Source organism: Acinetobacter sp. MYb191, assembly GCF_037572605.1.
In the GTDB taxonomy this organism is placed as follows: domain Bacteria; phylum Pseudomonadota; class Gammaproteobacteria; order Pseudomonadales; family Moraxellaceae; genus Acinetobacter; species Acinetobacter johnsonii.
This window is the reverse complement of record NZ_JBBGZP010000013.1, coordinates 463968-489164: the sequence shown is the minus strand read 5'-3', so window position 1 is coordinate 489164 and position 25197 is coordinate 463968. Positions and strand designations below refer to the sequence as shown.

16 protein-coding genes, 1 other RNA gene and 5 pseudogenes are annotated in these 25197 nt (G+C 42.3%); 10 read left to right on the top strand and 12 right to left on the bottom strand.

The window, feature by feature from the left end:
* The 4 genes and pseudogenes from WH214_RS16970 to WH214_RS09210 form a co-directional block, all read right to left on the bottom strand.
* Positions 1 to 609 (bottom strand): annotated as a pseudogene (locus tag WH214_RS16970) (YadA-like family protein); the annotation flags it as partial.
* A gap of 249 nt (positions 610 to 858) precedes the next feature.
* Positions 859 to 2400: pseudogene (locus WH214_RS16965) on the bottom strand (ESPR-type extended signal peptide-containing protein); the annotation flags it as partial.
* Positions 2401 to 3069: 669 nt separating this feature from the next.
* Positions 3070 to 4392 carry a Xaa-Pro aminopeptidase gene (gene pepP / locus WH214_RS09215; RefSeq protein WP_339421288.1) on the bottom strand — a complete coding sequence of 441 codons (1323 nt, stop codon included), beginning with the start codon at positions 4390 to 4392 and terminating at the stop codon, positions 3070 to 3072.
* An 80-nt stretch (positions 4393 to 4472) separates the two neighbouring features.
* A complete protein-coding gene (locus WH214_RS09210; protein ID WP_339421290.1) occupies positions 4473 to 5105 on the bottom strand; it encodes a UPF0149 family protein in 633 nt (210 codons plus the stop codon).
* Between the two features lie 64 nt (positions 5106 to 5169).
* Between WH214_RS09210 and WH214_RS09205 the strand changes: the two genes are divergently transcribed.
* The 3 genes from WH214_RS09205 (at position 5170) to ssrS (ending at position 6291) form a co-directional block, all read left to right on the top strand.
* Positions 5170 to 5721, top strand: coding sequence for a hypothetical protein (locus WH214_RS09205; RefSeq protein WP_339993224.1), 552 nt, complete (start codon positions 5170 to 5172; stop codon positions 5719 to 5721).
* Between the two features lie 2 nt (positions 5722 to 5723).
* A complete protein-coding gene (locus WH214_RS09200; protein ID WP_004694243.1) occupies positions 5724 to 6008 on the top strand; it encodes a cell division protein ZapA in 285 nt (94 codons plus the stop codon).
* A 99-nt stretch (positions 6009 to 6107) separates the two neighbouring features.
* A non-coding RNA gene (gene ssrS, locus WH214_RS09195) (6S RNA) lies at positions 6108 to 6291 on the top strand.
* A gap of 282 nt (positions 6292 to 6573) precedes the next feature.
* Here the strand turns inward: ssrS and WH214_RS09190 are convergent.
* From WH214_RS09190 to WH214_RS09160, 7 genes and pseudogenes are all read right to left on the bottom strand, one after another.
* Entirely contained in the window at positions 6574 to 8295 is a 1722-nt protein-coding gene (locus WH214_RS09190) for an acetyl/propionyl/methylcrotonyl-CoA carboxylase subunit alpha (RefSeq protein WP_339993235.1), read from the bottom strand.
* Positions 8295 to 9878 (bottom strand): annotated as a pseudogene (locus tag WH214_RS09185) (5-oxoprolinase/urea amidolyase family protein). The gene WH214_RS09190 and the pseudogene WH214_RS09185 overlap by 1 nt, the downstream one beginning before the upstream one ends.
* 33 nt (positions 9879 to 9911) lie before the next feature.
* Positions 9912 to 10718, bottom strand: coding sequence for a putative hydro-lyase (locus WH214_RS09180; protein ID WP_339421294.1), 807 nt, complete (start codon positions 10716 to 10718; stop codon positions 9912 to 9914).
* Positions 10711 to 11493 (bottom strand): LamB/YcsF family protein, encoded by a 783-nt coding sequence (locus WH214_RS09175; RefSeq protein ID WP_339421296.1) that lies wholly within the window; start codon positions 11491 to 11493, stop codon positions 10711 to 10713. The genes WH214_RS09180 and WH214_RS09175 overlap by 8 nt, the downstream gene beginning before the upstream one ends.
* 35 nt (positions 11494 to 11528) lie before the next feature.
* Positions 11529 to 12783 (bottom strand): annotated as a pseudogene (locus WH214_RS09170) (NRAMP family divalent metal transporter).
* A 345-nt stretch (positions 12784 to 13128) separates the two neighbouring features.
* Positions 13129 to 14040, bottom strand: a pseudogene (mumR, locus tag WH214_RS09165) (LysR family transcriptional regulator MumR).
* A gap of 341 nt (positions 14041 to 14381) precedes the next feature.
* Complete coding sequence (locus WH214_RS09160; protein ID WP_339421299.1) at positions 14382 to 17321, bottom strand: heavy metal translocating P-type ATPase; 2940 nt, start codon at positions 17319 to 17321, stop codon at positions 14382 to 14384.
* 82 nt (positions 17322 to 17403) lie between these two features.
* Here WH214_RS09160 and WH214_RS09155 point away from each other — a divergent pair, with 82 nt between their 5' ends.
* The 4 genes from WH214_RS09155 (at position 17404) to WH214_RS09140 (ending at position 21548) form a co-directional block, all read left to right on the top strand.
* On the top strand, positions 17404 to 17799 hold the full coding sequence (locus tag WH214_RS09155) for a MerR family transcriptional regulator (protein WP_339421301.1): 396 nt from the start codon (positions 17404 to 17406) through the stop codon (positions 17797 to 17799).
* 70 nt (positions 17800 to 17869) lie between these two features.
* Positions 17870 to 18460, top strand: coding sequence for a 5-formyltetrahydrofolate cyclo-ligase (locus tag WH214_RS09150; RefSeq protein WP_339421303.1), 591 nt, complete (start codon positions 17870 to 17872; stop codon positions 18458 to 18460).
* Positions 18461 to 18608: 148 nt separating this feature from the next.
* Positions 18609 to 21038 carry an endopeptidase La gene (gene lon, locus WH214_RS09145; RefSeq protein WP_148826423.1) on the top strand — a complete coding sequence of 810 codons (2430 nt, stop codon included), beginning with the start codon at positions 18609 to 18611 and terminating at the stop codon, positions 21036 to 21038.
* A 129-nt stretch (positions 21039 to 21167) separates the two neighbouring features.
* Complete coding sequence (locus WH214_RS09140; RefSeq protein ID WP_339421306.1) at positions 21168 to 21548, top strand: VOC family protein; 381 nt, start codon at positions 21168 to 21170, stop codon at positions 21546 to 21548.
* A gap of 244 nt (positions 21549 to 21792) precedes the next feature.
* Here WH214_RS09140 and WH214_RS09135 read toward each other — a convergent pair whose 3' ends face one another.
* Positions 21793 to 22734: a M28 family peptidase gene (locus WH214_RS09135; RefSeq protein ID WP_339421308.1), complete on the bottom strand. Its 942-nt coding sequence runs from the start codon at positions 22732 to 22734 to the stop codon at positions 21793 to 21795.
* Between the two features lie 146 nt (positions 22735 to 22880).
* Here WH214_RS09135 and rlmH point away from each other — a divergent pair, with 146 nt between their 5' ends.
* From rlmH to WH214_RS09120, 3 genes are all read left to right on the top strand, one after another.
* A complete protein-coding gene (gene rlmH / locus WH214_RS09130) occupies positions 22881 to 23363 on the top strand; it encodes a 23S rRNA (pseudouridine(1915)-N(3))-methyltransferase RlmH (RefSeq protein ID WP_004980899.1) in 483 nt (160 codons plus the stop codon).
* Between the two features lie 108 nt (positions 23364 to 23471).
* Positions 23472 to 24248, top strand: a complete 777-nt coding sequence (locus tag WH214_RS09125) for a dioxygenase family protein (RefSeq protein ID WP_005399833.1) — start codon at positions 23472 to 23474, stop codon at positions 24246 to 24248.
* Between the two features lie 141 nt (positions 24249 to 24389).
* A complete protein-coding gene (locus WH214_RS09120; protein WP_087010571.1) occupies positions 24390 to 25172 on the top strand; it encodes a DUF4377 domain-containing protein in 783 nt (260 codons plus the stop codon).
* Positions 25173 to 25197 lie beyond the last annotated feature (25 nt).

Here is a 25197-nt window from a genome sequence, read left to right as displayed (position 1 = left end):
TACACCACCATCAGCATTTAGTGATGTATTACCACCAATACTGTTTTTAATGCTGTTTGCAGTATGGTGAAGCTGGCTGCCATTCACTGCATCTTGTGATGTACTCTTAATATCACCATTGGCAACATTGGTGATTTTCTTTTTACCTGCATCAATGCCCTGAGCCGTAATGCTTGGACCGTCTTTGATGCTTAAGCCAGCATTGTTAATGAGCGTATCGCCAAGCGTGACTGAATCGAATTTAACGTCTTTCTTCGTCGCAACTTTATATTCTTTGCTGCCATCAGCATTAGTGACATCTGTAATCGTGATGTTGTCGCCTTCAACCACAGTCGTTTTAGCCGCCGCTGCAGCTTTATTGACTGAATCAATCGCATCATGAATGGTGTTCTTGCCCGTATTACCCACATTTGAAGTCGTTACACCACCATCAGCATTTAGTGATGTATTACCACCAATACTGTTTTTAATGCTGTTTGCAGTATGGTGAAGCTGGCTGCCATTCACTGCATCTTGTGATGTACTCTTAATATCACCATTGGCAACATTGGTGATTTTCTTTTTACCTGCATCAATGCCCTGAGCCGTAATGCTTGGACCGTCTTTGATGCTTAAGCCAGCATTGTTAATGAGCGTATCGCCAAGCTTAACAGAATCAAAGCTGACATCTTTCTTCGTTGCAACGGTCAGGTTATTCGCTTCACGCTTAATCTCAATGTTTTCACCATCCAAGAATTGAACAGTATCTGAGGCTTTTACTGCACTTGCAGCATCACCATTCACCTGGATCTTCCAAGTTTGGTTTTGCAAGTTGGCAATATCACCCGTATTGCTAGTAATTTGCTCACCCTGTTTGGTCACAGTCTGGGTCAAATTAGTCACATTTTGATTGGTGCTGTTTAATTGGCTGCCATTGATGGCGTCTTTCGAAGACGCGCTGATATCGCCATCCGCCACATTAGTGATTTTCTTCTTGCCCGCATCAATACCCTGAGCCGTAATGCTTGGACCATCTTTGATGCTTAAACCAGCATTGTTAATAAGCGTATCACCAAGCGTGACTGAGTCAAATTTAACGTCTTTCTTCGTCGCAACTTTGTATTCTTTGCTACCATCAGCATTGGTGACATCGGTAACCGTGATGTTGTCGCCTTCCACAACGCTAGTCTTTGTACCAGCTCCAGCATTTTTTTCAATTGCCTCTGCGATAGAAGTATAGTCATTACCAGCGACATTAAATGGCCCAGTTAACTTGCCATTATCACCTACAGTAACGCCACCACCAATAATATCTGCAGCGCTATTTGCAACATTACCCAATACCACATTGGTTCTGTAAAGTTGGCTACCATTAATACCATCGGTACTTGTGGCACTAATATGACCAGCCGCAACATTTTTAAGTTGACGTTCAGCTCCAGCAGAACCTAAAGACACTTGATCACCCGCCTGACTTGCAGCACCAGCAAATGAACCAAATTTTATGCCATCAATCGTTGCTTCTGTTTCTTTTGTTGCATCGGTATCTGTATTTGATTTTGAACCAATTGCGACAGCATTCGTTTTTGTTACTCTAGAGGAATTACCAATAGCAATACCATTACTTTTTTCTACTCTTGAACCAAAGCCTAAAGCTGTTGATTCTTTTGCATTGGCAGCAATAGAAGAGTTTGAGCCCAAGGCTAAACTTTTCTCAGCACCACCTTCAACAGATGCCTTACGGCCAATCGCGACAGTATCTCCAGTATTATCTCCAATTTTAGAAGCAATACCGATTGCAACACCACCGTCGGAATTGCCTGAATTGGCTTTTGCACCAATTGCAACTGATGCATTATCCACATCTGTTTGCGCTTGATCGGCAATTGCCCCTGTGCCAATAGCAACACTATGCGCCCACGCCCAAGTGTCATTACCAATGGCAACACCACCTTTATCATCACCACTATTTGCATTTGCATTACGGCCAATCGCAATACCATCATTGATGACACGTGAGTTTTCACCGATGGCAATACCACCAACGGTTCCTGTTCCACCTGAAACACTAGCAGAACAGCCGATTGCAATAGATTTTGGTAAACTGGTACTAGCCGTACCACAATTTGGATCTGAAATAGCAATAGAACCATAATTCACGGCTCCATCATTGCCACTTCCAACTTCCACCGCATACAGTTGTGGTGAAAGTGCAAGTAAAGCTGCAGCTAATAGACTTAAATTAATCGTTTTTTTTGTTTTCACTATTGTTAATTCAGTACTAGAGCTTACAACCGCTTTACTACGAGTTGACGAATGCCCTTTCGCTGTTGCTAACTCAGAAACGGCAACCCATGCACCGATTGAAGCGTTCCAAATTACTTTATAAATTTTATTCACACCAACCCGCCATTGTGACATAAGTCACACTAATAAATAATAAAGAGACAAAATATACAGAAGGTGGGCATTATATTCATTTTTTATAATTTATCCATACTTAAGATATAATTTTTTAATCTTTTTTTGCATAAAAGCTATTTAATCCTTGGTGCTGCCAAGTTAAAGTTGGCTATGAATACCATCAAGCCCATAAACCAGATCTTTCATATAACGGATATTTTGTTAATTTTAGGAATGCTTAATCAAAATAAAATATGCAGTTCAAATCATAGAAGATCATGAGCATTTAAGATTCATTCTGGAACATTTGGAGTCCAATGAAATTTAGGGGATAATTAGTACCAAAAGATTACCTAAAACAAAATATATTATTGATTTTAAATATATTATTCCTATATTTACATTTTCTAAAAATCTATTATTTAACTCAAACTGGGTAAATAAATATTACCTTTCGGGGTGAGATTATTAGAGATTTGAGTAGAGATAAACTAGATATTAATAACTGAATTTTCAAAGATTGTATTTTAAACGATCAATTTTTCGACATAAATAACAGTATAATAAAATCGATTATTCATCGAATTAATGCTGATTTTAAGGCTAACAATTCAGCCTATTTAAGATAAACATCTTATAGAAAATAAAAGCCGATCATCAGATCGGCTTTTATACAGTAAATTATATTTATCGTGCCATTAACGCTTCAATTTCGTCTACCGACTTCACCACTTTCGCAGTCAAATTAAGTGGACCATTTTTGGTTACTACAATGTCATCTTCAATACGAATACCAATACCATGCCATTTCGCATCGACCGTTTCATCATCAGGCGCAATGTACAAGCCTGGTTCAACCGTCACCACCATGCCTTCTTCATAGGCACGCCACACACCATCTTGCTTATATGAACCAACATCATGCACGTCCATACCCAACCAGTGTCCTGTACCATGCATATAAAACTGACGGAAACTTTCCTTTTGGATAATCTCTTCAATATCACCTTGCATAATACCCAGATCAAGTAGACCTTGGACTAAAATGCGCACAGCAACATTATGTGGTTCTTTATATGAGTTCCCTACACGCACTGCGTCAATTGCGGCAAGTTGTGCATCGAGGACTACATTATAAAGAGCTTTTTGCTCAGGGCTGAACTTTCCATTGACGGGGAAAGTACGGGTGATGTCTGAAGCATAATATTCATATTCACACGCAGCATCGATCAGCACCAAATCACCATCTTTTAGCTCTTTGTTATTCTCTACATAGTGCAAAATGCAGGCGTTTTCACCACCACCGACAATGCTGTTATACGACGGCACGCAGCCATTTTGACCAAATACATAATTAAGCTCAGCTTCTAGAGCATATTCCATCATACCCAGCTTAACGGCTTGCATAGCACGAGTATGCGCTTGTGCGGAAATATCTGAAGCTGTTTGCATCAATGCAATTTCTTGTTCTGACTTAAACAAACGCATTTCATCTAAAATACGGTCTAGCTGTATCACTTGTGCAGGTGCAGCAGTCCCACGACGTGACTCACCATTGGCAGTCGTGATCCATTTTGCTACACGCGCATCAAATTCAGGCTGTTGCCCAATACGATAGAATAGTTTTTCTTTGCTTAAGAGTTTTTCAATGATTTCTTCATCTAACAAATCTATCGCATACGCTTCGTCAGCTTCATAGTCTTCTACCGCCCCATCCACACCTGCGCGGTAACCATTCCAGATTTCCATCTCGCGGTCACGCTCACGGCAGAACAAACTGTAGCTGTAACCGTCTTCATCGTCTTCGGCAAAGGTTTCAATGACTGCCACGGCTTCGGGCTCAGCAAAACCAGTTAGATAAAAGAAGCTGCTATCGGTACGGTATTTATAGTCTGCATCACGATTACGCATCGCCACTGGACTGGTTGCAATAATGGCAATACTGTTCGGACCCATTTGTGCAGCCAAACGGTCACGGCGTTCCTGAAAATCCACTTGCGTTAGTTTCATGTTTGATCTGTCTTTTTTATACCAAAGAATAAAGTTGCCACGCGCACCCTATCATGTACGCGCAGCAAGTCTTATGCCAATCAGCTTGGGCGATGCGGCGTAAACATTTCTACAACATTGTTCGCTTCTGTTACAGAGCGATCGATTTGTTGCTTGTTATGAAAGTGTTTAAGCAGAGAACTTTCCTCTACCGCAATCTTTTTGCGGCCTACAGATAAGCTCACAGGAATTAAACGTACAAACTCGTATAACTCTTGATAGCTCTCTTCCCCCTCTTCATCATCATCGGTTTCTTCAAACTCAACTGCCGCGACATCTTGTAAATGTTCGATCAGTTCCATTTCATCTGGGCGAATATGACCAGACGCCAAACCAAAGCCCAGCACTACACCTGCGCACCAATCCGCCAAAGCTTGGACACGGTCTGCCAGCGTATGGGTGTCATCGGGAAGTAACGGTAAATAGTCCAACTCATCGTCAGAAAGTGCATGTGCGACATCTTCTGCTTCATTGGCTAACAAAGCCAAAGCTTCTTCGCTTAACTCTGGAATTTCCAGAGTCGTTAGGATGTGTTGCCACTCTTCACGGCTCGGTGCCTGAGTTACACAAATGATACCTGTGAGTAAACCATGTAACTCACTTGGGCTAGAAATCTCTTCAATTTTAGAAAAATTTGGCTGCCATTCTGACCAACCTGAAATATCGTCTTGCATTCGTTTATCCAATCTCTATACTTCTTATATATTACCTTTGTTTGCAGCACTGTGCGACCACGATATGTTAGAAGAATTACAGCGTCTACAGGCGCATATTGGCGTTTTAAAAACGCGACTTGCTCATTTTGAAAGTGAAAATAGCACTTTAAATGCAGCTAAACTGGATGCTGAAGAACAGCATCGTTCTCAAGTTGTGCAAAAAAATGGCTTAATTACCCAGAAACAAGAACAAATTGATGATTTAACTGAGCAATTAAGCAGCGCTCAGACCCAATATCAACACTTGAACACCGATGCGACTGCTTTAGCCGATCGATATAGTCGTTTGGAAAAAAGTTGTACGGATTTAAAAAATAGTTTTCAGGAAATCTTGGCTGAACGTAATGAATTACGTGCAATTAAAGAAAAAATGAACAATGATCAGCGCCAAGCTCAGCAAGAAATCCAAGCACTTCAGCAAGAACGTGAAAGATTGTTACAAAAAAATGAGCATGCCAAAGCTAAAGTCGAAGCCATCATCCAACGTTTGGCTATTTTAGGTACAGAGCAAGATCATCACGCGCAAGAAATTCAACAACTTGCCCACCCTACTGAAGCTGGCGAGGAAGTTTAATCATGAGCGAACCAATTACAGTTGAATTACGTGTCTTAGGTCATAGTTTTCGTTTAGTCACAACGGAAAAAGAAAAAGCTGACCTTGAACGTGCAGCTCTGCTTTTAAATGATAAATATGATGAATTCCGTCGTAAAGCACCGCGTGTAGAACCCAGTAAAATTATCATTATGGTGGCACTAGAATTAATGCAAGAAGTGTTGTCGATGAATAAAACACTACAAGAGTATGCGCACGCAGAACGATTACTGGCAAATATTATCGATGACGTTGCTGAACTTGTTTAAACTCGACTTAATTGAATAAAGTATCAACACTTACTCCAGTTGTTTACAGTTCGTAGCGGTGTATGAGTTGCCATCAGTGTGATATTCGTTATACTTAAGGCAACTCTGAGGTGTTCGCCAGCGGGTCTATTCCCCTGCCGATACTTAAACTTATGGATGTGTTCTGTATATTTAGAGTGTATGCCCACTTTCATGTGGGAAACCCAGCAAGTATACGTCGCGTCCACCTTGAACTCATCGGGTTCAGGGTAACGACACATGCAGCGGCATCTTCGGAGTACTTTATTTAGTTAAAAATAATAATTACATACATCGTTAATACTCTTTCATTTTTATTTTTCAAGTTTATCGTTTCCATCTTGTCTTCCAGCTACCAAACAAAATGATTATTGAATATTTCTATCTCTTAAAATAAAGCTTTTTTGGCTATTGAATCTTTATCAAGTCATTTTTCTACTTCATTTATCCATAAGACAAAGCTAACCAGCACTCAATTTTTAAGAATTTCCAAACAAAAACCTGACTTAGCTAGATACTGCATCAGGTTCATTCAAATGATTTTTTTTTAGCAAATCGATCCAATAATATGCTCTGCGTGACAAGTTGTGCCTTGCAAAGCTGTCAATCGAATCATTCCGCTTTGATGTGCAAGTACAGGGACTTCCATTTTCATGGCCTCCATAATCGCAACCACTTGCCCCTCTACTACCTGCTCCCCGTTTTCTACTTTCCAAGCGCTAATCACGCCATTGATTGGTGCAAGTAAGTGTTCAGCACTCACTGCTGTTTCTGTAGCTGGTTGGTCATGAGATGTAATTGTAGGGTTTTGTGCAAACATACCCGCAGGTAAGCCTAAACGATGTAATTTCCCATCAATTTCAATATAGCTGAGTAACATCGGCTGTTGATGATTCGGAATACTGCGTCTCGTTGGCTTTAAGTCCTGTTTAAAATCATTTTCAATCCAACGAGTATGAACATTAAATGTGTCGGTAAAATCAGCTTCATTTAATACAGCACGGTGAAAGTCTAAAACTGATGCAACCCCTTCAATTTTAAATTGCTTCAGCGCACGTTTAGCCCGAGCGATCGTAATTTCACGGGTTGGGCCTGTGATAATCAGTTTTGCCATGAGCGAATCAAAATGACTCGACACCAACGAGCCTGTACGAACACCTGTGTCTACGCGTACGCCCTGACCAAACGGGGCTTCAAATAAACTTAATACACCAAATGCAGGAATGAAGCCACGAGCAGGGTCTTCAGCATTGATACGAAACTCAATGGCATGCCCCTGCACTTGCGGGGTTTCTTTGAGTGAAAGTTCATCACCCTGGGCCACGCGAATTTGCTCAACCACCAAATCGACTTTGGCCGTTTCTTCCGTGACAGGATGTTCCACCTGCAAGCGGGTATTAACCTCTAAAAATGAAAGCTTTCCATCACGGCTCAGCAAATATTCAACGGTACCCGCACCGACATAGTTGGCTGCCTGACAGATATTTTTGGCTGAAGTTAAAATTTCTTCATAAATTGCATCGCTGATAAAAGGCGCTGGGGCTTCTTCAACCAACTTCTGATTACGACGCTGTAAAGAACAATCACGTGTACCTAAAACCACTACATTGCCATGTTGATCGGCAATCACTTGCGCTTCGACATGGCGAGGTTGATCTAAGTATTGTTCAACAAAACACTCACCGCGGCCAAAGGCAGCTTGCGCTTCACGTACAGCCGAATCATATAGCTCTTTTACATCTTCCAGTTTCCAAACGACTTTTAAACCGCGACCACCACCGCCAAACGCGGCTTTAATCGCAATAGGTAAACCAAACTGCTTTGCAAACTCGAGGGCTTCATCAGCATTATTTAAGGGGTCTTGTGTACCTTGAACTAAAGGTGCACCCACTGAAGCAGCTATCTTACGTGCTTCAATTTTATCACACAATTTTTCAATGGCGCTTGGCGATGGCCCTACCCACTTTAAGCCTGCATCAATTACGGCCTGTGCAAATTCAGCACGTTCAGATAAAAAGCCATAACCCGGATGAACCATGGTCGCTTTGGATTTTTTAGCAACCTCAAGAATGGCTGGAATATTCAAATAAGTTTCACGTGCAGTTGCACCCGCCAAACCCCATGCTTCATCCGCCAGTTCGACATGCATACTGTCCATATCGTCATCAGCATATAAAGCAACCGATGAAATACCCATATCACGGCAAGCATGAATAATACGAACGGCAATTTCACCACGGTTTGCAATTAATAATTTTTCAGTAGTCATCATTCATTCTCAAAATCTGTAAATTCGGTCATTTTTTTAAATTTGATTTGGCAATCTGCTGGAATCTGTGCCACCAAGTCCCAATGGTGCTTCGCCACAGCCGCAATAACGGGGTAGCCACCAGTTAAAGGATGGTCATTCATAAACAGTACAGGTTGACCGTTTGGCGGAATCTGCAAGGCACCAATACAAGTTCCTTCACTTTCCAACTCATGAGTAATTTTGCGTTGCAACGGCTGTTCACCTGAAAGTCTCAGTCCAACCCGATTACTTTCATTAGTCACAAACCAAGCTTGCTGACATAAGCGCTCAATGCTCTCTGTTTCGAACCAATCCGTTCGCGGTCCCATCACAATGTCGAGCTCTACCACATCGCCGACTTTGGGCAAGTTTAACTTCGCAATTTCAGTATTACTGATATTTGAAACTTCAACCTGTCCTTGATAAACCGTATCCCCCATTTTTAGAGGTTCTGGCCCCAATATGGCCAAACTATCAAATGAGGCACTATTCAGCACAGACTGCACATCGATACCACCACGAATCGCCAGATAATTTCTCAGCCCTGCCGTCGGTGCTTGAATCTGAAATTCATCACCTTCATCAAGAGCAATCGCTTGATAACTGCCAAAGTCAGTCTTTTGTCCATCACTAAATTTCACGTGGATATTTGAAATCGCTCCCGTAACCGCAATGACTGCGGACTGATGCATTTTGGCTTTCAAACCACCATTTAAAACTTCAATCACAGGCGTCGGAGTTGGGTTACCGACAATTCGATTTGCACTGTGCATCGCTGATACATCCATCGCCCCTGCAACACCAACCCCAATCTTGGTCTGGTTTAAACGCCCTTCATCTTGGATCAACATCTGTAGACTCGGTGCAGTTACCGTAAACAAAGGCATGGATTGTTTGGGCTCAACTGTACGAGTGACTTGCTGTGCTACGCTAACCGTGGTCGGTTGATGTGTGGCATCTTCAAAATGTACCGTCATCCCCGGTAACAGTAACGCTGGATTTTTACGTTCCAAATCCCACATTTTTTCAACAGTCGTACCGATCAGCTGCCAGCCTCCCGGACTATCTTTCGGGTAAATCCCCTAATATTGTCCTGCCAGTCCCAAAGAACCCGACGGTATTTTTTTACGTGGTACGGCTAAACGAGGAATATCTGTAAAAGGTCGATCGGGACTGCTCATATAAGCAAAGCCCGGCGCAAAGCCAATAAAAGCCACATTCCAAACACTTTGACGATGCTTCAAGATAACATCAGCTATTGAAAGCCCTTGTAACTCTGCAACTTGAGCAAGATCTTCGCCCGTATAGCAAATAGGAATAATCAGCTCTTGGACATTACGCTCAACGCCTGAACCGATTTTTACAGTCTGAATCGAAGCAACCAGTGTTTTAAAGGTGGTTTCGATTTCATTAAAAAAAACCAAAATCGTTTTTGCAGCAGGGACTAAGTCTTTAATTCCATTCAATTGCATCGTGTGCAATTTATTGTACAACGCCAATGTTTCCTCTAGGCTGGCAAGCTCTATAAGAAAACAATCCGCGTTTACCGATAAAAAACGCATATGCCTATCCTTTTAATTGTTCTTTCGTGCCGCTTAACCTATCCATGCACGATCAGGAATGTCAGTAATGAACATATGACCGGGTGCATGGCTAATGGCAAAAGGGATTTTTGAGTTCATCACCGCTGCTTGTGGGGTTACACCACAAGCCCAAAACACTGGAATTTCCCCAGCCTCAATACGTGAAGCATCACCAAAGTCTGGCTGATTCACATCACGAATGCCTAAACCTTCAGGATGTCCAATATGCACGGGCGCTCCATGCACACTTGGCATCCGTGCTGTAATTTTGACGGCATCCGTGATTTGATGGGATAGAATTGGGCGCATAGAAACCACCATATTGCCCGAAATACGACCCGCAGGCTGACATTGAATATTGCTCAAATACATCGGTACATTGGTCTGATCATGGATATGACGAACTTCAATGCCCGCCTCTTGCAGTGCTGTTTCAAAAGAGAAACTACAGCCAATTAGAAACGTTACCAAGTCAGGATGCGCATGATAAATGTCACTCGCATCCATTACTTCATCGACCATTTCACCCTCTTTCCAGATGCGATAACGTGGAAAGTCGGTGCGTATATCTGAGTTCTCTGCCAGTCTTGTGGCATAAACACCTTCCTCTAGCACATCTAAAACAGGACAGCTTTGCGGATTGCGATGTGCATACAGTAGAAAATCATAAGCCCAATCTTTAGGCACCGAAATCATATTGACCTGCGTCATGCCCGCAGCCATACCTGCCGTTGGTTTGTCAAAACCGGCACGAATTTTTAAACGTGCCGCTAAAGCGGCTTCAAGCTGTTCTGAGTCGACTCGGATATCCTTATACATTGCGTACTTCCTCATGCTTTAAGACAAAGGGGCGAATTTCAATATGATGATTTAACAGTTCAGCTTTAATCGCAGCCGACATCTCTAAGGCACCTGCGGTGTCACCATGTAAGCAAATCGTGTCCGCTTGAATCGGGGTAAATACACCATCAATCGACTCAACGCCGCCATTTTTCAACATAGACACTACACGGCGTGCCACAAAGGCCGAATCATGTAAAACAGCCCCATCCAAACGTCGTGAAACCAATGAGCCATCACTGTTATAAGCACGGTCTGCAAATGCCTCAGATACAACCTTTAAGCCTGCTGCACGTGCTTGCTCAACCAAGTGGGAACCTGCCAGTGCCACCAAAACCAGTTCTGGGTTATACATCTTGATAGCATCAATCACCGCAGCGGCTTGAGCGTGGTCGTGTGCAATGGTGTTATACAGTGCACCATGTGGTTTCACATATTGCACTTGAGAACCAGCCACTTTAGCTAGACCATCCAGTGCAGAAATTTGATACAGCACATCGGCAATCAGCTCATCACGTGACACATCCATATTACGGCGACCAAAACCGACGAGGTCTGGATAAGATACATGCGCGCCAATCGTGACATTTAATTCAACAGCCTTCCGCAGTGTCTTTAAAATCCCCAGCGGATCTCCTGCATGAAAGCCACACGCAATGTTGGCACTTGTCACCACGGGTAGAATTTGGTCATCATTGCCCATTTTCCATGAACCAAAACTTTCACCTAAGTCACTATTTAAATCTACATACATGGCTCAATTCCTTTATCACTTCACCGTCGTCTGGCTTAAAGTTTGGTTAAATAATTAAAGACTGTGGTAAAGGACATATAGCCCATCCACCATGTCAACATACATGTGAGTACACCCAAAATAAGTAACCATTTTGGATAGTTATAATTCCCCATCATATCTTTACGGCAAGCAGCTACATAAACAAAAATCGTTAAACCAATTGGCAGTACCAAGCCATTAAAACCACCAACAAAAATCAACAATCCAGCAGGAGTTGCACCCAGTACCACATACAACAATAACGCTAAAGCGATAAATGTAATGGTGGTGTAATTGGTTTGTTTAGGACTGAGGTTTTTCTTAAATGCAGTAAAGAATGAAACCGAAGTATAAGCGGCGCCAATGGTGCTACTGATCCCTGCTGCCCAGAAAATCAGACCAAATAATTTATAACCAAAAGTCCCTGCGGCATATTGAAAAGCTTGCGCTGCTGGATTGGCATCATGGCTAGCTAAATCAATGCTTGCACCACTGACCACTACACCCAAGAAAGCTAAAAACAGCACATAACGCATGATGCCCACAACCACAATACCTTTGGTTGCAGCTCTTGCGACTTCATCAATATTTTCAGGGCCAACCGCGCCTTTATCCAGTAAACGATGGGCGCCTGCATAGCAGATATAGCCGCCGACCGTTCCACCAACAATCGTGGTGATGATGGCAAAATCAATCTGGTCGGGTGCAAACGTTTGATGAACAGCTTGGCCCACAGGTGGCATCACAATGACAGCAACAATGATAATCAAGATGATTTTGAGCAACCCCAAAACGATCATGCTTTTATCCATGGCCAGCGTGGCTTTTCTTGAAGCAAAAATTAAAATGGCCAAAGCACCACTTAAAATGCCGCCCCATTTGGTGTCTAACCCAAATAAGGCATTGAGACCTAAAGCCGCGCCTGCAATATTACCAATACTGAAGAAGAAGCCACCCAAAATGACCAGAAAAGCCAGTAAGTAACCACTGCCCGGCAAGGCTTTATTGGCAATATCCGAGGCACGCATTTGCGTCAGCGTTACGACACGCCAAATATTTTGCTGAACTACATAATCAATCAAAATAGACACGAGAATGGCAAAGCCAAACGCTGCACCTAATTTCACAGTAAAGACCGCGGTTTGAGTTAGAAAACCAGGTCCCATTGCGGAAGTTGCCATCATGAAGATTGAAGCAACAATGGCCCATTGGCGATCTGATAAAAAAGAAGATTTTAATAAAGACATATTTAATGCGTTCCTCGTCCATTTGAGCTTAATAACGCTATTTTCAAGTTGAACCAAGAACATCATTTTGCTTACAAATTCTGTTCTTAAATCCCTTTAACTGACAAAGATTCCCTGTTGCCCAACCAAAGCCATGGCGGATCAAATCTTCTATTGGAAATAAGAACATAGGCAAGCGCGATGAACAATACGACTTTCTATTTCTATTATTAAAACTAAATAATTGTATTTTATTATTTTTTATTTATTAAAAGTCTAATGATAAATTTTACTTATCACGCACGATAAGCTGCTTTTATAGTTTTTCAAACAAATTACGTATTGAGATAAAGAAACATCGCTTGTCAAAAAGCTACGTGCGCCTCAATTATTTTTTAATTTTCTCAAGCAGTCTTTTCATTGCGCTTTCAGAAACAGTGACTGCGACATCGGTTAATTTCTCTTTCAAGGCAGCATCATTGCCTTGCATATAAATCGAGGTGAAATGAAAGGTTTTGAGCTGGATCGGGGTATTTAAAATTTCCAAGCGACCATCGGTAATTTCCTTTAAGGCCGTTAAGGTCGGCACAACGGCGATCCCCAAACCTTGCTCCGCAAGACGCAATAAGGTCGCAAGCGAATAACTGGTAATTGAAAGCGGCTCGTCTAGTGCCTGCTCTTTCATTTTGGCCTTGAGCTCTTTATAGGGATAGGTAATTTTCGGATAGGTTAAAATGGTATGAGACATTAATGCCTTAAACGACATTTGACCCACACCACCTTTAAAAGATGGCGCTGCCAAGAAACTCAGTTCAAAGTCGCACAGTGCCTGCTCTACACACTCAAAAGCCAAAGTGGGGCCCAGCAAAAAGGCCATGTCCAAATCCCCGGTACGCACACCTTCTTGCAAATTTGGGGTTAAATCCACCACAATTTCCACAGAAACTTTAGGAAACTCTTTTTGTACTTTTTCGATATATTCAACCAACCACGTATAAACGATCGTCTCAGAAACACCTAAACGAATTGTTCCTGTTAGATGCTGGTTTTCAGTCAGCTCAGCCACCAAATCGGTTTCCAAACGCATAAACTTTTCAGCATATTTAAACAGGGTCACGCCTTTATGGGTTGGCTTAAGCTGTCTAAAGCTGCGATCGAGAACTTTAAAACCTAAATCATTTTCAAGAGAGGTGATTTTTTGTGAAACGGCAGGCTGAGTCGTGTGTTATTTTTTGGGAGCCTTATTTAAAATATTTAAAGTAACAACCCAATAAAATTCTTCTAGATTTTTTAAATTCACCCTGAATCCTGCCTTTACTCCATCCCGCTTATAGTACGGCAGTTCCCCCTATTTTATAAGTTACTGTTTTATATAATTTCAAAATGTCTCACGAGATGACGCTCATTAAAACTCTACCTCTTACCCAAATACATCTATTTTGCATCTATTACAACCTTACTCGCTCGAACCTGATCAAGGCTCTTTAAATCAAGTTGAATCAAGAAAAGAGGCTTGAAAAATCAATGCTTATTCGCGCTGCGCTTCATTCCATCACGAATCATCATAAAAAAAGCACCTTTGTTGAAAAGATGCTTTTTAAAACTCAACTTACAAAAGAGACTGTAAAAATCTAAAAACGCTTATTTACTCTTCTGTAGACGTAGAGCATTTAAGACCACGGACAGTGAGCTCAGTGACATCGCCACCGCAGCGAACATCGGGGTGAGTAATAATCCCGTCAATGGATAGAAAATTCCCGCTGCGACAGGTACGCCTAAGCCGTTATACACAAAGGAAAAAGCAAGGTTCTGTTTCATATTACGAACACCCAGTTTCGCCATATGCAGGGCATCAGCTGCACCACGAATATCACCTTTAACCAAGGTGACTTGCGCGGTTTGTTTAGCAATATCAGTTCCGTTCCCCATAGCAATCCCGACATTGGCTTGTGCTAAGGCTGGTGCATCGTTAATGCCATCTCCCGCCATCGCGACAATTTTACCTTGAGCCTGATATTTCTTCACGATCTCCAGTTTTTCAGTTGGCGTACAGTTGCCATAGACTTGTTGAATACCCAATTCCTTAGCCACCAACTGGGCATTTTGTTCGTGGTCACCTGTTGCCATGACCACTTCAATACCATCATCAATCAGCTGTTGAATGACTTGCTGGGCATTGGCCTTAATCGCATCGTGAATAGCAATATAAGCCAGCACTTCTTGGCTATTGCTTAAGAAACTGATCACATTCCCAGTCTCACGCTGCTGATTCAACTGGCTTTGCAAAGTATCATCTAAAGTGATGCCGAGTTGCTCTAGCAGCTTTTGGCTACCAATATAGAAGGTTTGCTCGCCAATCTGCCCTTTGACACCAAAGCCAGTCACATCTTCAAAGTCTGCAACTTTTAGCAACTGTTGTGCAGGTACAATTTGAGTCAGAGTTTGAGCAATCGGATGACTCGAATATTGCTCAATCGAGGCAATCCACTGTTCCACTTGTGCTTGTTCCACATTTGGGCTGAGCAACTGAATTTCTTTAAGGCTTGGTTTACCTTCTGTCAGAGTCCCTGTTTTATCGACAATCAGCGTATTCACTTTACTTAAAGCTTCAATCGCCTCTGCATCCTTAAACAGTACCCCTTTTTGTGCCGCACGACCTGTGGTGGCCATCACTGACATTGGCGTCGCCAAACCCAACGCACATGGGCAGGCAATAATCAGCACTGCCACAGCACACATCAATGCCAAGTCGAATTGCGCACCACCAAACACCATCCATGCAACAAAGGTCAACACACTAATCAATAGTACAATGATGACAAAATACTTGGCAAAGACATCGGCCAAACGTTGTAACGGTGCTTTAGAACGCTGTGCTTCTGCCACCGTCTGAATCATTTTCGCCAAAGTGGTATTCGCCCCGACCGCCGTGGTTTGAATACGGATACTGCCTTGTTGATTGACCGTACCGCCGATCACCGTGTCATGCACTTGTTTTTTCACAGGTACAGGTTCACCTGTCATCATGGCTTCATCGACATAGGTTTTGCCTTCCACCACCACACCATCTAGTGGAATCTGCTCACCCGACGAAATTTGTAAAATATCGCCTTGTTTGACCATGCCAATATCAACTTCAACCACTTGATCGTTTTGAACCAACTTGGCCGTGTTAGCTTGCAGTTTGAGTAAAGCTTTGAGTGAGTCTGCGGTCTTGGCACGCGCTTTCAGCTCCATGATTTGCCCAAGTAAACTTAAAGACACGATCATACAAGCCGCTTCAAAATACACTGCAACGCCATGCCCTGTTTTGGCTTCCATTGGAATCACACTTGGGAAAATCGTTGCCACCACACTATAAATATAGGCTGCCAAGACCCCGACACCAATGAGGCTCCACATATTTAAGTTACGGGTTTTATATGAGGTCCAGCAACGCTCAATAAACGGTTTACCTGCCCACAGCACCACAGGGGTCGCGAGAACCAGCTCAATCCACGGCTGAATATGCGGTGAAATAAAACTGTGAATATGTGAACCCATCGCCAGTACAAACACAATCAAAGTCAGCGGCAAGGTCATCCAAAAGCGATGGCTAAAATCTACCAACTCTGGATTTGGTGCATCATCTAAAGTTGGTTGCATCGGCTCGAGTGCCATACCACAAATCGGACACGTCCCCGGTCCCTTTTGTACAATTTCAGGGTCCATCGGACAGGTATAGTCCATATCCGCAGCCCCTTCAGGCACAGGACGCTGATCGGGTGGAATCAGATAAAACTCAGGGTCAGCCTTAAACTTATCTAAGCACGAAGGATTACAGAAATAATAAGTCTGTTGCTGATAATCAGTTTTTAACTCTGTATTTGGGTCAACTGACATGCCACACACCGGGTCAATAAACTCAGCTGACGCCGATTGAGTACTGTGTTCATGTTGATGTTTCCCACCACCACAGCAGCTACTTTTGGCAGCTTCTACTTTCGGCTTGGGTGCACAGCAACTGGCTTTGCTATCTGCTTCTGTTTGAGACTTAGGCTCACAACAGGATGCTTTTTTCTCCACCACTTTCAAGGTCGAACCACAACAACCTGAGGCTTTAACTACAGAGGCTGAAGGTTCAGACTTTATATAAGCCTCTGGAGTTGCAATAAACTTTTGCAAACATTTTTCACTGCAAAAATAGTAGTTCCGCCCCTGCCACTCGGTGTGCGGTTTAGTTAAATCTGTTACGGTCATACCGCATACTGGATCAATAAATGTGGTCTTCTCTGAACCTAACACTGGCTTTGCTTCTGCAACTATAGTCTCATCTTTAGCTTGAGAAGATGTATCAGTTATATCTGTTTTGGATTGACTACAACAAACACTGGGCGCTTTTTCTGATGTTAAGTAAGCCTCTGGATTGGCCGAAAATTTCTTTAAACAGCCTGAGCAACAAAACAAATAACGAACTGATTGATGCTCATACACATGAGGAGAGTCCTCTGCGACCGTCATCCCACAGACAGGATCGATATTCACCACCATCGGCGCTAATTTCTGTTTGGAACAGCAAGACGTTTTGTGTTGCTCACTCATTCTGACTCACCTTTTATTTTTTGATTGTGTTAGCATAAAGTCTGTACCTAGGTACTGAGTCAAGCCTTTTGGAGATTATTTTATGCTCACTATCGGCAAGCTGGCAAAACACTGTCAGGTGAATGTGGAAACGATTCGTTATTATCAACGGATTGGTCTGATGCGCATTCCTGAAACCACGCAAAACTATCGCTACTATAGTCAGCAAGATATTGAAACTTTAAGCTTTATTCAAAAGGGCAAAGATGCGGGCTTACAGCTCAGCGAAATTCAAGATCTATTGCATTTACAACTGGATGACCGAGAAAAAGTCCGTGATGTGATTCAGCAACGACTGGAAAAAATTGATCAACGGATTCAAGAACTGAATGCTTTAAAACAACGCCTTTCAAGTTGGGTGGTTGAATGTAAAACCACCACAGACAGTTGCTGCCCAATTTTGCAAGAACTGAAAAAAGGTTCAACGACTACACTATAAATAAAACCTGCCTTTTAATTTGGCGATCACTTTCACACTCATCTTTTCGATACTCAGGACTGCGTTCACCATGTCGATTGAACTTGCCCAATTCAGAAAACAGCTTCGCAAACAACGCAGACAAGTTTCCGCCTATCAACAGCAGCAGTCCGAACTGCAAATTTTACAGCGCCTAAGACGTGTGCCTGAATTCAAACATGCCACTCGCGTCGGGATCTACCTACATGCTTTTGGGGAAATTCAGACCCGTAAAATCATTGAATATTGTTTTCATCAAAAAAAAGCAGTGTATTTACCAATGATTTGCAATATGAATCAGCGCTTGGTGTGGGTCAAAATTTCACGCAATCAATTTCAAAATAAACGCTTTTCACACCATCCGCTGGGTATGCAAGAGCCTATGGCAACACGTGGTCAGCACGTTTCACATTTAGACCTGCTACTCATGCCCTTATTGGCTTGTGACTCTTATGGCACACGCATTGGCATGGGCGGTGGTTTTTATGACAAAACCTTAGCTTCTGCGCCCTATCACCATCCGTTTCGCCTTGGTTTGGCTCATCACTTTCAGCTAGTGCCACAGCGCTTGATTCGAGAAACATGGGATCAGCCTTTAGATGGACTGCTTACCCCTCAACAGCATTTACGCTTCAAGCGCTAAAATTGACTTTTTTGACTGTTGAGAATACTTAAAAATCACATGTTTAGTCATTTTTTATACAATTTATTTTGACCTGCCCTTGTATTTTTTAAAATACCCATCACTATAAAAAACATGGCAACACCGTTGTCACTCATTAGGAGTGCCCATGTCTGAAATTATTATGAATCAAGAAACCTTAGAGCCTCAGGTTCCAAGTGTATTACCACTTTTAGCGTTACGTGATGTGGTGGTGTATCCACACATGCAAATCGCGCTATTTGTAGGTCGTGAAAAATCGATCAATGCAGTTGATGTGGCTCGTAACAGTGACAATCTAGTATTTGTAGTTGCTCAAAAAGATTCTCTTTCAGAAGAAATTGATCACGACAACTTATATCAATACGGTACTGTCGCGAAGATTGTGCAAGTTGTGAATCATGAAAATGATGAAAACTGTATAAAAGTATTAATTGAAGGCTTGCATCGTTCAAAGCTAGAAAAAATCATTGATGAAAATGATTATCTAACCGCAGAACATGCGCTTAGCCCAATGTCAGTCCACATTGACGAAACCACGCAAGAAACACGTGTACAAGAATTACGTGCCCTGTTTGCTCAATATGCTGAAGCAAAGCTGCGTAATGCACGTGAACTGATTGCTGCTGCGAACAAGATTGACGATTTACTGCAATTGTTATTCTTCGTAGCGACCCGTGTTCCACTGAATATTGATGTAAAGCAGAAATTCCTCGAACACGATGAGTTTGAAGCCCATCTACAAGAACTGATGACGTATTTATTGCAACAATCTGAAGAACAACAGATTGAGCAAACTTTACATGACTCAGTGAAGCGTCAAATGGAGAAAAATCAACGCGAATACTTCCTCAATGAAAAGATGAAGGTCATTCAGCGGGAGCTTTCTGACATGAATGGCGGCGCGGAAGATGACGTGGCTGAAATTGAAAAACGTCTTGCCGAAGCTGATTTGCCTGAACATGTGCGTAAAAAAGCTGAAAGCGAATTCCGTAAACTCAAAGCAATGCAACCTGCGTCTAGTGAGGCGGCTGTGGTGCGCAATTATATCGAGGCTATCTTAGATACGCCTTGGAATAAAGCCAGCAAAGTCAGCATTAACTTAAGCAAAGCGCAAGAAATTCTCGATGCAGATCATTACGGCTTAGATGACGTGAAAGATCGTATTGTGGAATATCTCGCAGTTCAATCTCGCGTGAAAAAACTCAAAGGCCCAATCCTTTGTTTGGTTGGCCCTCCAGGTGTAGGTAAAACTTCACTGGGTGAATCGGTTGCGAAAGCGACAGGTCGTGAGTTTGTACGTATGGCACTTGGTGGCGTACGTGACGAAGCGGAAATCCGTGGTCACCGTCGTACCTATATCGGTGCGATGCCGGGTAAAATTGTGCAGTCTTTAACGAAAGTTGGCGTGAAGAACCCTTTGTTCTTGCTCGACGAAATTGACAAGATGGCACAAGACTACCGTGGCGACCCTGCTTCTGCATTGCTTGAAGTACTCGATCCATCACAGAACAGCAAGTTTAACGATCACTATTTAGATCTTGATCTGGACCTGTCTGAAGTGATGTTCATCTGTACTGCCAACAGCATGAATATTCCAGAAGCATTGCTTGACCGTATGGAAGTGATTCGTCTACCAGGTTATACCGAAGATGAAAAAGTCAATATTGCTGAGCGTTACCTTGTTCCGAAAGCAATGAAGAACAATGGTCTACGTGCGAAAGAATTGACTGTTCATGAAGAAGCGATTCGTGACATCGTACAACGTTATACACGTGAAGCCGGTGTGCGTAGCTTAGAGCGTGAAGTCTCTAAAATTGCCCGTAAAGTTGTAAAAGAAGCGGTCAGCAAGAAAGCGAAAAACCTGCAAGTTGATGTGACTTCGGCCAATCTTCCAGACTACTTAGGTCCACATAAGTTTGACTTTGGTATGGCGGAAGATGAAGCTCAAGTCGGTCGCGTGAACGGTTTGGCGTGGACTTCAGTCGGTGGTGAGTTGTTGACCATTGAAGTTGCAGCGGTTAAAGGTAAAGGTAAATTCATTACCACAGGCTCGCTCGGTGATGTGATGAAAGAATCGATTACCGCAGCCATGACCGTCGTGCGTACACGTGCAGATGAATTAGGCATCGAGTCGACACGCTTTGAAGAAACAGATGTTCACGTCCACTTACCAGAAGGTGCAACACCAAAAGATGGCCCTTCTGCAGGTTTAGCGTTAACAACTGCATTGGTTTCTGCTTTCACAGGCATCCCAATTCGTCCAGATATTGCTATGACAGGTGAAACCAGTCTCGGTGGTCGTGCAATGCGCATTGGTGGCTTGAAAGAGAAACTTCTGGCTGCACACCGTGGTGGAATTAAGCTGGTCTTCATTCCTCAAGACAACGTCCGTGATTTATCTGAAATCCCTGACAATGTTAAAGAAGGTCTAGAGATTAAAGCGGTGAAATCGATTGATGAGATTTTACCACTAGCGTTGACATCTATGCCTGAGCCTTTGGTCAAAGCACCCATTGTGAAAGCGGTCGATGAAGGCAAAAAAGCTGCACGTCACTAATTCCGCATCGTAAAAAGAGAGAGCTTCGGCTCTCTTTTTTATTACAATTTACTGTAGATAACACCACACATCTTTATGCTTTTATTTCCTACAATAATTTGATCAAGGGATAGATGTAGGACAACTAAAATGAAAAACCCGATTGGCTGGTTTGAAATTTATGTGGATGACTTATCTCGTGCCAAACAATTTTATGAATCTGTTTTTAATATTCAATTAACCGAATTAACACCACCAGCGGATGATAATTCACTGCAAATGTGGGCTTTCCCCTCAGACATGCAAGCCTATGGCGCTTCAGGTGCACTGGTGAAAATGCCAGGCCTATCCGCAGGAGGAAACAGTACCTTAATCTATTTTTCATGTGATGATTGTGCGAATGAAGCGAGCTGGCTTGTTGAGTCTGGTGGAAAAATTCATGAAGCAAAAACTGCCATTGGTGAATATGGTTTTATTGTGCTGGCCTTTGATAGCGAAGGCAATATGATTGGCCTACATTCCATGACATAAAACGAATGAAACCCAAATTTTCGCTTAGCTGGTTTGAATTTTTGTATTAAACCTTTTCCTCTATCATGACTCAGACTTGAAAAATCGATAAAAAGCCCGATATAAATAATAAGAACAGATACGCGCTGTATGTTTCTTTTTATTGATGATTTGAAATTGCATGGTCATCTGATTCTCCAGACGGATGACCTTTTATCGCAGTTCTCGCTACTTGGGAACTGCGTTTTTTATTGCTCAAAATACATTAAGGTTTCAATAAATGCTGTACCAGCCCATCGATCACATTTGCCATTTTGGTCAAATTCAACGTTGCTAAGCGGTCTGATTTGGTATGATAGTGACCATTTCGATAAAATGCGGTATCGGTAATCATCACTGCGGGGATATCAAACTCCCAATAATTCAAATGATCTGAAAAATCAAAAGTATTAGCAAAGCTTGGAGCAACCAAACGCTGACATTCCAACTGATCAAGTTGCTGCATCGCTGTACAATAGCCTGCGCCTAAATCACGCGAACTGACATTACTCACTGTCGCAATAAAATTACCATGGCTTGGATAAATCCACTTTAAGCCCACAGGATAGCTTTGGATGGGTTGTTCGCTAAAGAATCCGATCATTTCTAAAATATACACACCTTTAATCTTATCTTTTTGTGACTGAACCGATTTCGCATGCACATAACTGCCCATTTGTTCAGTTTTAGAAAACGGTGGTTCTTCTAAACTATAGAACACAAAGTCCACATTGTTGGGCAATTTAGACTTTTGCTCTGCCAAAATACGCGCCGTTTCAATCACACCAGCAACGCCAGAGGCATTGTCATCTGCGCCATCCTGATCGCCAAAGACGTCATAATGCGCCCCAACAATCACGCGGTCTGCCCGTCCGACGTTTAAACTACACACTATATTTCGGTAGATTTGCTGATTGGCAGTAAAATTTTGATAGTGACATGGGACGCCCAATAAGCGCATTTGTTCTTTGATCCATGCAGAGACACGATTCAGTTCATCAAGGTTTTTATAGTTACGTGCTTTGCCCTGACCAATCACTTGCTCCAAATAAACTTGTAGGTTTTGTTCATCAGCCATTTTGACGTTGCTTGCAAATACCTGCCCTGTGAAAGTACCCAGTACAACAATCAACAAAAAAGCCTGTTTTTTTAAAGTTTTGAGCCACATTGTTATTATTCCAAGTATTTCTTATTCCTCTCATCTGTTGAATTAAGCAACATTAGTTCAGTGAATTCAATTGCATTTTGTTTCGTCTCACTGCAAAGCCTTGCTTTCACCGTTATAATGAATCGTCTCCTTATACATGACCCATTATGAAAATCCGTATTCTGACCATTGGTCAAAAAATGCCTGCATGGGTACTGACTGGTTTTGAAGATTATTTCAAACGTATTCAACCTTTTGTGCAAACGCAGATTATTGAACTGCCAATGGCAAAGCGCGGTAAAAATGATTCAGAAGCAGATATTTTAAAATACCGTCAAATTGAAGGTGATAGCATTTTAAATGCAATGAAAGGAAACGAAGTGCTGATTGCTTTAGAAGTCGGTGGTCGTGAGTTTAGCACCGAAAAACTGGCAGAAACCATGAAAGGATGGATGCTTGAGGGCAATGATATTGTACTGGCAATTGGTGGACCTGACGGTCACTCTGAAGCAGTACGTAAAGCAGCTGCTTGGCATTGGTCTTTATCCAAACTGACCTTACCTCACCCGATGGTTCGCGTGATGCTGATTGAACAACTCTACCGTGCTATGAGTATTAACCATAATCACCCTTATCATCGTGCAGGTTAAGCTCAAGTATTGTTCTTTTTTTGGAACAATACGTTGATATTTCCCCCATTACACAGATGATAAGAATCTGACAAAATTCTTTTCATCTTCTCCTATTAGGCTTTCACAATGAACTTACAAACGCTACCCGGCTTATTCATTTCTCATGGCTCACCCATGCTTGCGTTGAATCCAGAGCAAGTTGGGCCTGCGTTACATCGTTTGGGCCTAAACTTACCGACACCACAAGCAATTGTGATTATGTCCGCTCATTGGGAAAGTAACTCACTTGAAGTAAGTACTGGAGTCCGTCCTGAGACATGGCATGACTTTCGAGGCTTTCCTGCTGAGCTTTATGACATTCGCTACCCAGCACCCGGTCAGCCTGTTTTAGCCGAAGAAATTCTACATTTATTGGCAGAAGCGGGTTTTTCAGCTCATGCAAACAGTACTCGTCCGCGTGATCATGGCGTTTGGATGCCTTTACTCCATATGTATCCAGATGCAGACATCCCTGTGGTGGAAATTTCACTCCCGATGAATCTGTCGGCAGAGGAGATTTATAAAATTGGACAAACCCTTGCGCCACTACGCGAGCAGCAGGTCTTGCTCATTGGCTCAGGGAGTATTACCCATAACTTAGCCGAGTTGTCTTGGCATGGTCAGTCACAAGCGGTACCTGAGTGGGCGTCGACGTTTCGTAATCATGTGGTCGCGAAACTTAGCCATCAGGACTTTGACGCCATTTTAGACTGGGAATCGATTCCTTTTGTCCGTCGTAACCACCCAACATTAGAACACTTTGCCCCAATATTCTTTGCAATGGGTACAGGGCATCGTTTTAATATTGTGCATAGCAGTTTTACCATGGGTGCACTGGGCATGGACATTTACCGTTTCGACTAATGTATAAATTTTACTTATATATTAACAAAAAAATATTTATGGATACATTTTGAAACCCAAAAGAACTGAATGTATCCATTCTTTTAAAAAGAACATCGGATATCATGTATCTTGTTATTTTAAATCAAGAACTTGTAACCCATGAAATTAAAATATTTAGCGATTGCCCTTTTCCCACTCGCACTGGCTGCTTGCCAATCATCTGATATTCAAAAAGTAGGAGATTTGGCTGTGTCTGTACTACAACAACAAAATGCAGATCAAACACTCGCAAACTACCATTGGAGTGCGAACACCGCAGATGCGCCTAAACCTTTGGTTTTAAACTTTGACAAAAAAGCAGGACGCTTAGGCATTGCAACCAGTTGTAACGGTATGGGTACCAGTTGGAAAGTTGAAAATAATCAAATTGTGACGGGTAACCTGATGGCGACTCAAATGGCATGTGAACCAAAAGCCATGGCTCAAGAAGGTGTTGCAGCAGATTTATTTGACAACCGTAAAGCACCGTTTGTTTTAAACCTAAATGATCCTGATGCACCAACATTAACCGTGGTATCGGCAAAGGGTGAAAAAATTGTATTCACAGGTAAGCAAACTGCTGAATCGAAATATCAAAGCCAAGGTGAAACTGTTTTCTTAGAAATTTCACCAGAAACAAAAACATGTTCTGCAGGTGTTGCCCGTATGGAATGCCTACAAGTTCGTGAAATTAAATATGCTGAAAATGGCGTAAAAACACAGGTCGATAAAGACTGGACGTTATTCTATAATCATATCGATGGCTTCACTCATAACCCTAAAGAGCGTCAAATCGTGCGTGTTAAACGTTTTGAAATTGCCAACCCTGCGGCTGACCAATCAAAATATGCTTATGTTCAAGACATGATTATTGAACGTGAAGCGGTCAAAGGTTCATTGTAATCGTTCAATGACCTGTAAAAAAACC

Coding starts and splice junctions, on each gene's coding strand:
- WH214_RS09120 (WP_087010571.1), top strand. CDS start 24,390: ATGAAATTAAAATATTTAGCGATTGCCCTTTTCCCACTCGCACTGGCT.
- WH214_RS09175 (WP_339421296.1), bottom strand. CDS start 11,493: ATGTATGTAGATTTAAATAGTGACTTAGGTGAAAGTTTTGGTTCATGG.
- WH214_RS09150 (WP_339421303.1), top strand. CDS start 17,870: ATGTCGATTGAACTTGCCCAATTCAGAAAACAGCTTCGCAAACAACGC.
- WH214_RS09135 (WP_339421308.1), bottom strand. CDS start 22,734: ATGTGGCTCAAAACTTTAAAAAAACAGGCTTTTTTGTTGATTGTTGTA.
- WH214_RS09140 (WP_339421306.1), top strand. CDS start 21,168: ATGAAAAACCCGATTGGCTGGTTTGAAATTTATGTGGATGACTTATCT.
- WH214_RS09210 (WP_339421290.1), bottom strand. CDS start 5,105: ATGCAAGACGATATTTCAGGTTGGTCAGAATGGCAGCCAAATTTTTCT.
- WH214_RS09160 (WP_339421299.1), bottom strand. CDS start 17,321: ATGAGTGAGCAACACAAAACGTCTTGCTGTTCCAAACAGAAATTAGCG.
- lon (WP_148826423.1), top strand. CDS start 18,609: ATGTCTGAAATTATTATGAATCAAGAAACCTTAGAGCCTCAGGTTCCA.
- WH214_RS09155 (WP_339421301.1), top strand. CDS start 17,404: ATGCTCACTATCGGCAAGCTGGCAAAACACTGTCAGGTGAATGTGGAA.
- WH214_RS09205 (WP_339993224.1), top strand. CDS start 5,170: ATGTTAGAAGAATTACAGCGTCTACAGGCGCATATTGGCGTTTTAAAA.
- WH214_RS09125 (WP_005399833.1), top strand. CDS start 23,472: ATGAACTTACAAACGCTACCCGGCTTATTCATTTCTCATGGCTCACCC.
- WH214_RS09200 (WP_004694243.1), top strand. CDS start 5,724: ATGAGCGAACCAATTACAGTTGAATTACGTGTCTTAGGTCATAGTTTT.
- rlmH (WP_004980899.1), top strand. CDS start 22,881: ATGAAAATCCGTATTCTGACCATTGGTCAAAAAATGCCTGCATGGGTA.
- pepP (WP_339421288.1), bottom strand. CDS start 4,392: ATGAAACTAACGCAAGTGGATTTTCAGGAACGCCGTGACCGTTTGGCT.
- WH214_RS09190 (WP_339993235.1), bottom strand. CDS start 8,295: ATGACTACTGAAAAATTATTAATTGCAAACCGTGGTGAAATTGCCGTT.
- WH214_RS09180 (WP_339421294.1), bottom strand. CDS start 10,718: ATGTATAAGGATATCCGAGTCGACTCAGAACAGCTTGAAGCCGCTTTA.